This is a genomic window from Bradyrhizobium sediminis (genome assembly GCF_018736085.1).
GTDB lineage: Bacteria > Pseudomonadota > Alphaproteobacteria > Rhizobiales > Xanthobacteraceae > Bradyrhizobium > Bradyrhizobium sediminis.
On sequence record NZ_CP076134.1, the window covers coordinates 3,945,245 to 3,957,565 of the forward strand.

12 protein-coding genes are annotated in these 12,321 nt (G+C 63.7%); 4 read left to right on the forward strand and 8 right to left on the reverse strand.

Annotated features, from left to right (window positions below; genetic code table 11):
* Positions 1 to 122: 122 nt before the first annotated feature.
* From KMZ29_RS18970 to KMZ29_RS18995, 6 genes are all read right to left on the reverse strand, one after another.
* Positions 123 to 827, reverse strand: coding sequence for an ABC transporter ATP-binding protein (locus tag KMZ29_RS18970; protein ID WP_215620654.1), 705 nt, complete (start codon positions 825 to 827; stop codon positions 123 to 125).
* Positions 811 to 1,542, reverse strand: a complete 732-nt coding sequence (locus KMZ29_RS18975; protein WP_215620655.1) for an ABC transporter ATP-binding protein — start codon at positions 1,540 to 1,542, stop codon at positions 811 to 813. The genes KMZ29_RS18970 and KMZ29_RS18975 overlap by 17 nt, the downstream gene beginning before the upstream one ends.
* The gene (locus KMZ29_RS18980) at positions 1,539 to 2,519 is read right to left on the reverse strand and encodes a branched-chain amino acid ABC transporter permease (protein ID WP_215620656.1); all 981 of its coding nucleotides are present in this window, start codon (positions 2,517 to 2,519) and stop codon (positions 1,539 to 1,541) included. Before KMZ29_RS18980 ends, KMZ29_RS18975 begins: the two co-directional genes overlap by 4 nt.
* Positions 2,519 to 3,352 (reverse strand): branched-chain amino acid ABC transporter permease, encoded by an 834-nt coding sequence (locus tag KMZ29_RS18985; RefSeq protein ID WP_249779961.1) that lies wholly within the window; start codon positions 3,350 to 3,352, stop codon positions 2,519 to 2,521. Before KMZ29_RS18985 ends, KMZ29_RS18980 begins: the two co-directional genes overlap by 1 nt.
* 216 nt (positions 3,353 to 3,568) lie before the next feature.
* Positions 3,569 to 4,813 (reverse strand): ABC transporter substrate-binding protein, encoded by a 1,245-nt coding sequence (locus tag KMZ29_RS18990; RefSeq protein ID WP_215620658.1) that lies wholly within the window; start codon positions 4,811 to 4,813, stop codon positions 3,569 to 3,571.
* A gap of 84 nt (positions 4,814 to 4,897) precedes the next feature.
* Positions 4,898 to 5,722: a putative hydro-lyase gene (locus KMZ29_RS18995; RefSeq protein ID WP_215602737.1), complete on the reverse strand. Its 825-nt coding sequence runs from the start codon at positions 5,720 to 5,722 to the stop codon at positions 4,898 to 4,900.
* A 118-nt stretch (positions 5,723 to 5,840) separates the two neighbouring features.
* Between KMZ29_RS18995 and KMZ29_RS19000 the strand changes: the two genes are divergently transcribed.
* The 3 genes from KMZ29_RS19000 to KMZ29_RS19010 are packed head-to-tail and all read left to right on the forward strand — an operon-like array spanning position 5,841 to position 8,994.
* Positions 5,841 to 6,758 carry a LysR family transcriptional regulator gene (locus KMZ29_RS19000; protein WP_215620659.1) on the forward strand — a complete coding sequence of 306 codons (918 nt, stop codon included), beginning with the start codon at positions 5,841 to 5,843 and terminating at the stop codon, positions 6,756 to 6,758.
* 44 nt (positions 6,759 to 6,802) lie between these two features.
* A complete protein-coding gene (locus KMZ29_RS19005) occupies positions 6,803 to 8,053 on the forward strand; it encodes a Zn-dependent hydrolase (RefSeq protein WP_215620660.1) in 1,251 nt (416 codons plus the stop codon).
* A 26-nt stretch (positions 8,054 to 8,079) separates the two neighbouring features.
* Positions 8,080 to 8,994: an NAD(P)-dependent oxidoreductase gene (locus KMZ29_RS19010; protein ID WP_215620661.1), complete on the forward strand. Its 915-nt coding sequence runs from the start codon at positions 8,080 to 8,082 to the stop codon at positions 8,992 to 8,994.
* Between the two features lie 56 nt (positions 8,995 to 9,050).
* Here KMZ29_RS19010 and KMZ29_RS19015 read toward each other — a convergent pair whose 3' ends face one another.
* Positions 9,051 to 9,761, reverse strand: a complete 711-nt coding sequence (locus tag KMZ29_RS19015) for an OmpW/AlkL family protein (RefSeq protein WP_215620662.1) — start codon at positions 9,759 to 9,761, stop codon at positions 9,051 to 9,053.
* A 472-nt stretch (positions 9,762 to 10,233) separates the two neighbouring features.
* Positions 10,234 to 11,313 carry a tartrate dehydrogenase gene (locus tag KMZ29_RS19020; protein ID WP_215620663.1) on the reverse strand — a complete coding sequence of 360 codons (1,080 nt, stop codon included), beginning with the start codon at positions 11,311 to 11,313 and terminating at the stop codon, positions 10,234 to 10,236.
* Between the two features lie 184 nt (positions 11,314 to 11,497).
* On the opposite strand from KMZ29_RS19020, the gene KMZ29_RS19025 reads away from it, so the two are divergent.
* Positions 11,498 to 12,274, forward strand: a complete 777-nt coding sequence (locus KMZ29_RS19025; RefSeq protein ID WP_215620664.1) for an SDR family oxidoreductase — start codon at positions 11,498 to 11,500, stop codon at positions 12,272 to 12,274.
* The last annotated feature ends 47 nt before the right edge of the window (positions 12,275 to 12,321 follow it).

Below are 12,321 nucleotides of genomic sequence, written 5' to 3' on the forward strand. Positions count from 1 at the left end.
GTCGCCATTGCGAATGAACGCTCCCTCCACGTCATTGCGAGCGAAGCGAAGCAATCCATTGGCACAACGGAAAAAAGGGTGGATTGCTTCGTCGCTACGCTCCTCGCAATGACGACCTCTGGCTACAGCCCCAGATACGCCTTGCGCACGTCGGGATTGCCCTTGATGTCGCTGGCCGTGCCCTGCATCAGCACGCGGCCGGTCTGCAGGATGTAGGCGCGGTCGGCGATGTCGAGGCATTCGGCCATGCGCTGCTCGACGATCAGCACGGTCATGCCGGCGTCGCGGATTCGTTTCACCGCGGCAAAGATCTCATCAACCAGTTTCGGCATGATGCCCTGCGACGGCTCGTCCAGCATCAGCAGCCGCGGCCGCGTCATCAGCGCGCGGCCGATCGCCAGCATCTGCTGCTCGCCGCCGGAGAGCGTTTCGGCGCGCTGCTCCAGTCGCTCCGACAGCCGCGGAAACAGCTGGAACACCAGCGCCAGCGGTTGGTCGCGGTCCGCCTCGTGGCGATAGAGATAGCTGCCGAGCCGCAAATTGTCGCGCACCGATAGCCGCGGAAACAGCCGGCGGTTTTCCGGCACATAGGCGATGCCGCGCGCGGTGATCGCATGCTGCGCCAGGCCGTCGATACGCGCGCCATCGAAGGTGACGGCGCCGGAGCGCGGACGTTCGTCGCCGGCGATGGACTTCAGCAGCGTCGATTTGCCGGCACCGTTGGCGCCGGCGACGCAGACGATTTCGCCCTTGGCGACATCGAGGCTGACGGCCGAGATGGCGACGAGTCCCTGATACGCGGTGGTGACTTCATGCACCGACAGCATGACGATCCCCAAGGTAGGCGCTGATGACTTTCGGATCGCGAACGATGTCGGCAGGCTTGCCTTCGACCAGCACCTTGCCGAGATCGAGCACGATGGCACGGTCGACCAGCGGCATCACGATCTCCATGACGTGCTCGACCATCAACACGGTGACGCCGGTGTCGCGTACCCGGCGCACCAGTTCGACGCCGGTTTGCGCTTCGATCGGGGTCAGGCCCGTGAGCACTTCGTCCAGCAGCAGCAATTTGGGCTCGGTCGCCAGCGCACGCGCGACCTCGAGCCGGCGTTTTTCCGACGGGATCAACTCGCTGGCCATCACATCGGCGCGGGCGGAGAGGCCGGCGAATTCCAGGACCTCATGGGCTTTGCGGCGCGCCTCGCGCATCACCGTGGTGCGGACCAGCGCGCCGACGATGACGTTGTCGATCACGGTCATGGTCTCGAAGCTCTTGACGACCTGGAAGGTGCGGCCGATGCCGCGCACGCAGCGCTCGGCTGCCGGCAGCCTGGTGACGTCCTCGCCGTCAAACCAGATCGAGCCCTGGGTGGGCGGCAGCACGCCCGCGATCAGGTTGAACAGTGTCGACTTGCCGGCGCCATTGGGACCGATCAGTCCGACGATCTCGCCGCGCCCGACGGAAATCGAAATGTCGCTGTTGGCGATCAGGCCGCTGAACCGTTGCCAGACACCGCGGGTTTCCAGCAAGGCTGTCATCGGACCGCTCCCTTGCGACGGCGCGAGAACAGTCCGACCAGGCCCTCCGGCCGCGCCAGCGAGATCAGCACGATCAGGGTGCCGTAGACGATCAGATCGACGCCGCGGCCGGAGCCGCCGATGAAGGAACGCGTCAGCTCGGTGAGCGGGATCAGGATCACGGCGCCGAGCGCCGGTCCCCACAGCGTACCGATGCCGCCTAGCACCGCAGGCAGCGCCATCAGCAGCGAGAACTGGAAACCCATCACGCTCTCGGGATCGATGTAGGATACGAACTGTGCGTAGAAGCTGCCGCCGACCGCGGTCAGGAATGCCGAGACCGCCGCGGCGCCCATCTTGGAATTGAACACCACCACGCCGAGGCTTTCGGCGGCGTCCGGATTGTCCTTTACCGCGCGCCACCAATAGCCCCATTTGGAATCTTCCAGCCACCAGGTGACAAACCAGGCGATGCAGGCCAGCGCCAGCGCGAAGTAGAAGTAAGGCAGCTTGCTGCGGGTGAATTGGAACGTCAGCCAGCTATCCGTGCGGACGGGAATATCGATGCCGAGCGCGGCGCCGGCCCAATCCCAGTTCTGAATCAGCAACAGCGCGATCTCGGCGATGACGATGGTGGCGATGACGAAGTAATGGCCGCGCAGGCGGAAACAGGGATAGCCGAGCGCCATCGCGATCACGGCCGAGATCAGCCCGCCGCCGATCATTCCGAACCACGGCAGCACGCCAAATTTGGTGAAGAGGATCGCGGTCGTGTAGGCGCCGAGCCCGAAATACAGCGCGTGGCCGAGCGAGATCTGCCCGCAATAGCCGGAAAGGATATTCCAGCTCTGCGACAGCGCCGCATACATCAGCGTCAGAACCATGATGTTCTGGACGTAGACGTCCTTGACGAACAGCGGCACCAGCGCCGCGACGAAGGCGAGACAGGCGGCGACGATCAGGTCGCGGCGGCGGCGCTGGGCGAAGGCCGTATCCATCACATCGATCCGAACAGGCCGCGCGGCCGGACAAAGACCACCAGCAGGTAGACCGCGTAGATGCCGACCGATTTCAGTGACGGCGGCATGATCAACGCGGTGGTGGCCTCAACGAGGCCGACGATGATGCCGCCGGCAAAGGCGCCGAACACGCTGCCGAAACCGCCCAATGCCACCGTGACATAGGCGATCAGCGCGAACGAGGCGCCAACGTCGGGATAGATGTAGAAGAACATCGCCATGACAGCGCCGGCCAGGCCGACCAGCGCCGCGCCGAGGCCCCAGCCCAGCGCGAACACCCTGTTCTTGTCGATGCCGACCAGCGCCACCGCGCCGGCGTCCTCACGCGTCGCCTCGAGGGCCCGGCCGAAATCGGTGCGGTTGATGAAGAAATACAGCGCGACGAACGCGGCGATCGCCACCAGCGCGCCGATCAGTTGCGGCTGAGGCAGGAAAATGCCGCCGACCGATATGGTTTTGCCGCCGAACCATGAATGGGTGACGCTGCGATAGTCCGGCGTGAAGAAGAACTGCGCCAGGCCCCGCATGACGATGGCAAGGCCGAAGGTGGAGAAAATCTGCACCATGCCGGCATTGGCTTTCGCCCTGACCGCAAAGCGGACGATCACGAGGTAGACCACCGCCCCGAATACGAACAGGGCGGCCGCGACCAGCGGCGCCGACAGCAAGGGGTCTATCGCGAAGAACGCGAACAGGAAGAACGTCGCATACATCGCGATCATGAGGAACTCGCCGTGGGCGAAATTCACCACGTCCATCAGGCCGAAGATCAGCGCCAGCCCCACGGCGATCAGGCCGTAGAGCAGCCCCATCAGCAGGCCGCTGGCAAGACTCTGGATGATGGTCTCGGCTGTCACCGGGATGTCCCCATCCTATGTCGTCCCTGCGAACGCAGGGACCCATAACCACCGGAATCGCGTTTGAATGAAGGACGTGAGGCCACGATGAAAAAGATACTCCTGGGCGTATGGGTCCCTGCGTTCGCAGGGACGACGATGCGTTTGTGATAAGCCTCCCAAGAAGATGGCTTACTTCATCGGCCAGAGGGCTTCGGCGATAGCCGCCTGCGCCGGGAAGACGGTGACGAACTTGCCGCCGACATATTGCAGCAGCACCGGATCGGCGTCGTTGTTCTGGCCCATGTCGTCGAACTTGACGCGCTTCCACGGCATGATGGTCTGCTCGCCCGGCATGTCGGTGGCCGCCAGCGCCGCACGGATCTTTTCGCCATCGGTGGACTTGGCGCGGTTGATGGCGTCGGCCATCACGATCAGGCCCATGAACTGCCGCGACGTCAGATCGTTGAAATCCTTGCCCGACTTTGCCTTGTACATGGTGTTGATGGTGCCGACGACCGGCCGCTTCTTCGCGAGATCGAGCGAGAAGCTGCCGCGCGAGATCACGCCTTCGAGCTTGTCGCCGACCGCGTCGTACAGCGCCTTTTCGGAGAAGCCGGCGTCCTGCGCGACGATCGCCTTCGGCTTGTAGCCGAGCTCCGCCATGGTCTTCACCAGGAGGATGCCGTCGGTGGTGTAGCTCGAGGGCATCAGCACGTCGGCGTTGGCGGCCTTGAGCTGCTGCACTTCCGCGGACAATGACGGCGAGTTGGAGCGGTATTTGATGTCGGCGACGATCTTGTAGCCGCGCTCCTTGGCGAGCTTGAGCTGGGCGTTGCCGGAATCGGTGCCGAAAATGGTATCCTCATGGAACAGCGACAATGTCTCGATCTTGGTGCCCTTCTTCTTCAGGGCGTCGAAGAAGTCGAACATCGCGGCCGAGAACATTTCGTCATGGGCCGCGGGGCGGAAGTAGAACTTGAGGCCGCGGCGATGCAGGCTGGGCGAGGAATTGTCGGCCGAAATGAAAGGAACCTGGTAACGCTCGCAGATCTGGCTGACGGTGACAGCCACCGAACTCTGGTAGGTGCCGATGACGGCGCAGACCTTTTCCTGCGTGATCAGGCGCTCGGCCTCGGCGCGGCCCTTCTGGGGATCGCCCTGGTGGTCGGCGAATACGAGCCGAACCTTGGCGCCGCCGAGGCCGGGCAACCCAACGCTCTTTGCCAGCGGCAGATCGAAATCATATTTGCTGTTGATGACGTCCGCCGCCGTCCCGTAGGCATGCTGCGCATCGACGCCGATCTGCGCGTTGGAGCCGGACAGCGGATAAGTGACACCGATCACCACTTCGGGCGCTTGCGCGCGACCCGCGATCGGCGCGAGGGCGGCGGCAGCGGTGGCTCCAAGCAATACGTTGCGGCGAGTGATGGTCATTGCAAATACCCCCTGTTGATCGCGGTTATCGATGAAACGGCAGAACGTTGCGGTAAAGCCTCAATGAGCGGCAAAGGCTGCCCATCAAAGCACAGCCAATTGCTTGTTCTTGAGATCGGTCACCAGCATCAATCCCGGCGCATGCGTGATCGCGAACGGCAGCTTCGCCGCTGCGATCACCGCTTGCGGCGTGACGCCGCAGGCCCAGAACACCGGAATCTCATCGGCTTCCACCGGCACCGGATCGCCGTAGTCGGGCCTTGCGATATCGGCGATCCCGATCGAATGCGGATGGCCGAGATGAACCGGCGCGCCATGCACGGAAGGAAACCGCGAGGTGATCTGCACCGCGCGGATCGCATCCGCCGGCTTGAACGGCCGCATCGACACCACCATCGGACCCGCGAACGGCCCTGCCGGGCGGCATGCAATGTTGGTGCGATACATCGGCACGCGCACCTTGCGCTCGATGTGACGGATCGGCAGATCGTCCGCCATCAGCGCCTCTTCGAACGAGAATGAGCAGCCGATCACGAAGGCGACCAGATCGTCGCGCCAATGCGCCATGATCTCGGCCGGCTCTTCCACCACCTCGCCGTCGTGCCAGACCCGGTAGCGCGGCAGATCGGTGCGGATGTCGAGATCGATCCCGAGCGAGGGAATATGGGGGTCGCCGACGTCGGACATGCCGATGATCGGGCAGGGTTTCGGATTGAGCTGGCAGAACCGGTGAAACGAAGCCGCGAGCTTCTCCGGCAGGATCACCAGATTGCCCTGCACGAAACCATTGGCCAGGCCGGCGGTGCTGGTGACGGTGCCGGTGCGGCAGGCCCGCCGGGCCGCCACGCTTGGCGACAGATCGGCCGCCTTGTCGTCCAACAGCCGTTCCGATCCTGCCAAGCCGGTCATCGTCGATCCCGCCCAAATTAGCTCGACAGCAATGGGCCATAGAGCTAACATAATGTCTAATCGTTGTTTTTGATCAAAATCGATAAATTGTATTTATCGATTTGGGAGCTTTGGAAGCATGGTTGATTTCAAGGCAATCGAGACCTTCATGTGGGTGGTGACGCTCGGCAGCTTTCGCGGCGCCGCGCAAAAGCTCAACACCACCCAGCCTGCGATCTCGCAGCGGATCGCGCAGCTCGAGCACGAGGTGGGGGTCAGGCTCCTGCAGCGCGACCGGCGCATGGTGCTGCCGACACCGAGCGGGCGGCAGATGATGGTGTATGCCGAGAAGCTGATCGGGCTGCGCTCGGAGATGCTGGCCGCGGTCGGCGATCGCTCGGCGATGCGTGGCGTGCTGCGGCTCGGCGTCGCCGAGACCATCGTTCACACCTGGCTGTCGCAACTGGTCAAGAGCGTCAATCGCGCCTATCCCAATCTCTCGCTCGAAATCGAGGTCGACATCACCTCGAACCTGCGGACACGGTTGCTGGCGCAGGAAATCGAACTCGCCTTCCTGCTCGGGCCGATAACGGCGCCGACCGTCAGCAACCGGGTGCTGTGCGACTATCCCGTGGGCTTTCTCGCCAGCCCTTCGCTTGGGCTGGGCCAGCGCAGGCTGACGGTGCACGATCTGGCGAAATTCCCCATGATCACGTTTCCGCGCAAGACCCCGCCCTATGAACTGGTGCGCTCGCTGTTCAATCGCCCGGACTTGCCGCCGATGCGCCTGCACGCCAGCGCTTCGATCGCCACCGTCGTACACATGGCCATCGAAGGCCTCGGCATTGCGGTCATTCCCACCGCGATCGTCGAAAACGAAATGGCGGACGGGCGCCTGCAACTGCTGTCGACCAATCTGCAGATGCCGCAGCTGACATTTGCGGCCAGCTGGCTCACTTCCCCCGACACCGTCGCGGTCGAACGCGTGGCCGAACTCGCCGCCAACCTCGCGCAGGGCAGCGCTGTCATTGACGCGCCGCTGCAGGCGCGTCATTGAAAACCCTCGAATATGCGCGGCTCCTGAATTCCGGAAATAGCTCCATGACCAAGATCGCCTCCAACCTGCAGATCGACTCCGCCCGGCTCTGGGACACGATTCACGAAACCGCGAAATTCGGCGGCACGCCCAAGGGCGGGGTGCGGCGGCTGACGCTGGGCCCCGAGGACAAACAGGTGCGCGACTGGTTCCGCAGGGCGTGCGAGGCCGCAGGCCTCGACGTGCATGTCGATGCGCTCGGCTCGATGTTTGGCCTGCGCAAGGGCCGCGACATGTCGAAGCCGCCGGTTGGTCTCGGCTCGCATCTCGATACCCAGCCCACGGGGGGCAAGTTCGACGGCGTGCTCGGCACGCTGGCGGCGCTCGAAGTGGTGCGTACCCTCAACGATGCCGGGATCGAGACCGAGGCGCCGATCTGCATCGTCAACTGGACCAATGAGGAAGGCTCGCGCTTTGCCCCCGCGATGATGGCCTCGGCGGCCTATGTTGGCGACTTCACCACCGACGATATCCTGTCGCGCAAGGACGCCGACGGCGTCACCGTGGCGGAGGCGCTGGACAGCATCGGCTATCGCGGCGAAGCCCCGGTCGGCACGCAGAAATTCGCAAGCTTCGTCGAGCTGCACATCGAACAGGGCCCGATTCTGGAAGCCGAGCACAAGACCATCGGCGTGGTCGATTCCGGCCAGGGCGTGCTGTGGTACGACGGCAAGATCACCGGCTTCGAAAGCCATGCCGGCTCGACGCCGATGCCGCTGCGCCGCGACGCGCTCGCCACCCTGTCGGAAATCGTGCTGGCGATGGAGAGCGTCGCCCGGAAACACGGACCCAAGGCGGTCGGCACCATCGGCGAAGCCGTGATCGCCAACCCCTCCCGCAATGTCATTCCCGGCGAAATCGCCTTCACGGTCGATTGCCGCAGCGCCGACGCCGCGATCATGGACGCGCTCGACAGGGACTTGCGCGCGGCGGTGGCCGAGATCGCCGCCCGCCGCAAGGTCGACGTCAAGCTCGATCTGGTCTGGCGCAAGCCTCCGACCCATTTCGACCCCAAACTGGTCGATGCGGTGGAGAACGCGGCCCAGGCGCTCGGCTATTCCAACCGGCGCATCACCTCGGGCGCGGGCCATGATGCCTGCAACCTCAACACCCGCATTCCCACCGCGATGGTGTTCGTGCCTTGCAAGGATGGCGTCAGCCACAACGAACTCGAGGACGCCACGCAGGCCGATTGCACCGCGGGCGCCAATGTGTTGATGCATACCGTGCTGGCGCTTGCCGGCGTCGCTTCCTGATCGTCAGCCAACAACCGGAGAATTCAGTGCGCGGAGTTTTTGTCGACGCCAACGAATCGCTCGCCGTCATCTTCGAGCGGCTGGAAAGACCGGGCGATCCCAAGGTCCGCATCCATCGCGACCCCGACATCACCCCGGAGCAATACCCCGAGGTGCTCGGCGACGCCGAGATCGCTATCGTCGATCACACTGCGCTGCCGACCGAAATCGCCAGGAAATGCACGGGCTTGAAGCACGTGGTGTTTCTGGGCACCGGCGCGCGCAGTTACATGAATCCGGAGGAACTCGCCGGGCTCGGCATCGAAGTGCACTTGATCAAGGGTTATGGCGACACCGCGGTGGCCGAATGCGCCATCGCGCTGATGTGGGCGGCGGCGCGCGGCATCGCCGAGATGGACCGCGAAATGCGCGCCGGCAACTGGCTGCGCGAGGACGGCATGCAGCTGACCGGCAAGACGCTCGGCCTGATCGGCTTCGGCGGCATTGCCGCGGAAGTGGCGCGGATCGCGCGCGGCAGCGGCATGCGCGTGATCGCCTGGAACCGGACTCCGAAAGAGCATCCCGGCGTCGACTTCGTCACGCTGGAAAAGTTGCTGACCGAAAGCGACGTGGTCTCGCTGCACCTCTTGCTGAACGACGAAACCCGCGGCTTTCTCTCGGCAAAACGCATCGCGGCGATGAAGCCGGGCGTGATCCTCGTCAACACCGCGCGCGGCGCGATGGTGGATGAGCAAGCGATGATCGACGCGCTGAAGTCGGGCCAGATCCGGCATGCCGGGCTCGACGTCTTCAACACCGAGCCGCTGCCGAAGGATCACCCGCTGACAAAACTGCGCAACGTGACGCTGTCGGCGCATTCGGCATTCCGCACGCCGGAGGCGAGCGAGAACCTGATTGGCGCCGCGTGGGAGCATTGCAGGAGGATCGCGGCGGGAGCCTGAGCGGCTTCGCTCAGTCTCCCCCGCCGCATCGGCCCCCGCCGAGATCCGGTCGGAGATCAGAACTTGTAGGTCAGACCGGTTCCGATCAGCCACGGATCGAGATTGACCTTGCCAGTGACCGGCACACCGCCGCCAAGCGTGCCGTCCCAGTTCGGGCGCAGCCAGATCTTCTTGACGTCGACGTTCAGGCCGACATGCTTGTTGATCATGTAGTCGAAGCCGATCTGCGCGGCCGGCGCCCACGTATTCTGCAGGTGGCTGTTGGTGACGATCACGCCCGCATTGTTGAAGGTGTTGCCGGCCGACTGGTTGTAGAACACCGTATAGTTCACGCCGGCGCCGATATAGGGCTTGAACGCGCCGAGATCGGTGAAGTGATATTGCAGCGTCAGCGTCGGCGGCAGCAGCCAGGCCCTGCCCACGTCGAGGCCGGCCGTGGCGGGAACGCCGGTGCCGGTCACTTCATGACGGGTGACGCCGAGAATGAGTTCGGCGGCGATGTTGCGGGTGAAGAAGTAGGAGATGTCCAGCTCCGGAACGATCGCATCCGAGGTCTTCAGGCCCGATCCCGGAACCTGGTCGACCCAGCCCGAATCACGGGTGACGACGCCGAGCGCGCGCAGGCGGATCATCCAGGGATTCCAGGCTTCGACCGCCGGCGCCTTGGTGTAGACCGGCAAATCAGCGGCTGAAGCGGCTGTCGCGAGTCCAAAGATCCCGGCAGCCAAAGCGAGCGACGAGATCGCAGTTCTTGTTCTTGTCTTCATGAAAATCCCCAATATTTGCCGGTACGAATGATTCCGCATCGACTGACCTTCACAAAATGCCTTCGCGCGATCCGAAAAATTGATCTGCGTCAAATCGTGTGTGCTCCGCACAAACCGCGCGCGACTGTTGCCGCGCCGCCACGGCACTCACTAATGCAAGTGAATCGCACGTCCGCGAATGACTGCCATCTGCAGGAGAGCGCGTTCGAGTGAGAACTATTATGAATAGTCAACGCAGTTGGCTGCATTCGGCGTTGCGCTCCGACGAAGCAAGCAAGAACCAAATCGCGGCTGCGTGGAAGCATTGCAACCGGATCGCGGGACAACCGAGACCGCCGCACACGGTGCCTCATCCCGAGGTGCGGCCACTTGGCCGCATCTCGAAGGATGAGGATAAAGGATGAGGATATTGCCCGGCCTCATGGTTCGAGACGGCGCTATCGCGCCTCCTCACCATGAGGGTCCGGCTTCGCTATTCCACCATCTCGGCGACCGCCTTGCCGCACGCCACCGTGTCGGCATTGCCGCCGAGATCGCGGGTCCGCAGCGTCCGTTCGCCGAGCGTGCGTTCGATCGCCGCCACGATCGAGGCCGCCGCCTGCTTCTCGCCGAGGTGCTCCAGCATCATCGCGCCGGACCAGATCATGCCGATCGGGTTGGCGATGCCCTGCCCCGCGATGTCGGGCGCCGAGCCGTGCACCGGCTCGAACACCGACGGGAAATGGCCTTCCGGATTGATGTTGCCCGAGGGCGCGATGCCGATGGTGCCGGTGCAGGCCGGGCCGAGATCGGACAGGATGTCGCCGAACAAATTGGAGCCGACCACGACGTCGAACCAGTCCGGATGCAGCACGAAATTCGCGGTGAGAATGTCGATGTGGTACTTGTCCCACTTCACCTTGGGATAGTTTTTCGCCATCGCCTCCACGCGTTCGTCCCAATACGGCATGGTGATGGAAATGCCGTTGGATTTGGTCGCCGAGGTCAGGTGCTTCTTCTGCCGCGACTGCGCCAGCTCGAAGGCGAATTTCAGGATACGGTCGACGCCGATCCGCGTCATCACGGTCTGCTGGGTGACGAATTCGCGGTCGGTGTCCGGGAACATCCGCCCGCCGACCGATGAATATTCGCCCTCGGTGTTTTCGCGCACCACCCAGAAATCGATATCGCCGGGCTTGCGGTTAGCGAGCGGCGACGGCACCCCCGGCATCAGCCGCACCGGACGCAGGTTGACATACTGGTCGAACTCCCGGCGGAATTTAATCAGCGATCCCCACAGGGAAACGTGATCGGGGATCTTCGCGGGCCAGCCGACCGCGCCGAAATAGATCGCGTCATGCTTGCCGATCCTGGCCTTCCAGTCCTCCGGCATCATCTCGCCGTGCTTCTCGTAATAGTCCCAGGAGGCGAAATCGAAATGATCGAAATGCACCGATACCCCGTGCTTCTTCGCAGCCTGCTCCAGCACCCGCAGCCCTTCCGGCGCCACTTCCTTGCCGATACCGTCGCCGGGAATGACCGCGATCCGGTATTGCTTTTTCTCGTTGCTCATCGGGAATTTCCTTATGGTCTTGAAGGGCCGGTAGCGCCGTTTGCTGGATCGGATTGCAATGGACCAAAGTCGGCTGCGGTGCAACGCTGCAGTGCAATGTTGACCGTCTCAGCGGCGGCGGCCTAACAATCCGGTCCCACCCGATGATCGGCCAGATGTTCCCCCATCACAGAGAGCAATCCCCATGGACCTGCATTTGCGCGGCAAGCGCGTCCTGATCACCGGTGCATCGAAGGGCATCGGTGCGGCCGCCGCCGAAGCCTTCGCCGAAGAAGGCTGCCACCTGCTGCTTGCGGCCCGCAGCGGCGATCAGTTGAAGGCGCTGGCCGAGCGGCTGCGCTCGGCGCATCAGATCGACGCCGCCACTGCCGTCGTCGACCTGCGCAAACCGGAGGACATTGCGAAACTGGTGAAGGACGCCGCCGATATCGACATCCTCGTCAACAATGCCGGCGACATTCCCGGCGGCTCGATCGACAAGATCGACGAAGCGACCTGGCGCCATGCCTGGGAGTTGAAGGTGTTCGGCTACATCAACCTCACCCGCGCCATCTACGCGCAGATGAAAGCGCGCGGCCACGGCGTCATCATCAACGACATCGGCGCCGCCGGCGAAAAAATCGACGCCAATTACATCTGCGGCAGCGCCGGCAATGCGGCGCTGATGGCATTGACCCGCGCGCTCGGGGGCAAGAGCCTTGCCGACAACATCCGCGTGGTCGGCATCAATCCCGGGCCGGTCGGCACCGACCGCCACGTCACGCTCTTGAAGACCCGCGCCAGGAACCAGTTCGGCGACGAAAACCGCTACAAGGAATTTCAGAAGAGCATGCCGCTCGGCCGCCCCGCGCATGCCCGTGAGATCGGCGACCTCATGGCCTTCCTCGCCTCCGACCGCTCCGGCTATACCTCGGGCGTGATCTTCACCGTCGATGGCGGGCATACGTCGGGTTGGGGATAGCCGCGGCCGTCGCCACCGTCATTGCGAGCGAAGCGAAGCAATCCACT

What these genes read in the sequence shown, in the direction of transcription:
- KMZ29_RS19020 (WP_215620663.1), bottom strand. Translation starts at nt 11,313, where the DNA reads ATGAGCAACGAGAAAAAGCAATACCGGATCGCGGTCATTCCCGGCGAC.
- KMZ29_RS19000 (WP_215620659.1), top strand. Translation starts at nt 5,841, where the DNA reads ATGGTTGATTTCAAGGCAATCGAGACCTTCATGTGGGTGGTGACGCTC.
- KMZ29_RS18970 (WP_215620654.1), bottom strand. Translation starts at nt 827, where the DNA reads ATGCTGTCGGTGCATGAAGTCACCACCGCGTATCAGGGACTCGTCGCC.
- KMZ29_RS18995 (WP_215602737.1), bottom strand. Translation starts at nt 5,722, where the DNA reads ATGACCGGCTTGGCAGGATCGGAACGGCTGTTGGACGACAAGGCGGCC.
- KMZ29_RS19025 (WP_215620664.1), top strand. Translation starts at nt 11,498, where the DNA reads ATGGACCTGCATTTGCGCGGCAAGCGCGTCCTGATCACCGGTGCATCG.
- KMZ29_RS18990 (WP_215620658.1), bottom strand. Translation starts at nt 4,813, where the DNA reads ATGACCATCACTCGCCGCAACGTATTGCTTGGAGCCACCGCTGCCGCC.
- KMZ29_RS19015 (WP_215620662.1), bottom strand. Translation starts at nt 9,761, where the DNA reads ATGAAGACAAGAACAAGAACTGCGATCTCGTCGCTCGCTTTGGCTGCC.
- KMZ29_RS19005 (WP_215620660.1), top strand. Translation starts at nt 6,803, where the DNA reads ATGACCAAGATCGCCTCCAACCTGCAGATCGACTCCGCCCGGCTCTGG.
- KMZ29_RS18980 (WP_215620656.1), bottom strand. Translation starts at nt 2,519, where the DNA reads ATGGATACGGCCTTCGCCCAGCGCCGCCGCCGCGACCTGATCGTCGCC.
- KMZ29_RS18985 (WP_249779961.1), bottom strand. Translation starts at nt 3,352, where the DNA reads ATGGGGCTGCTCTACGGCCTGATCGCCGTGGGGCTGGCGCTGATCTTC.
- KMZ29_RS18975 (WP_215620655.1), bottom strand. Translation starts at nt 1,542, where the DNA reads ATGACAGCCTTGCTGGAAACCCGCGGTGTCTGGCAACGGTTCAGCGGC.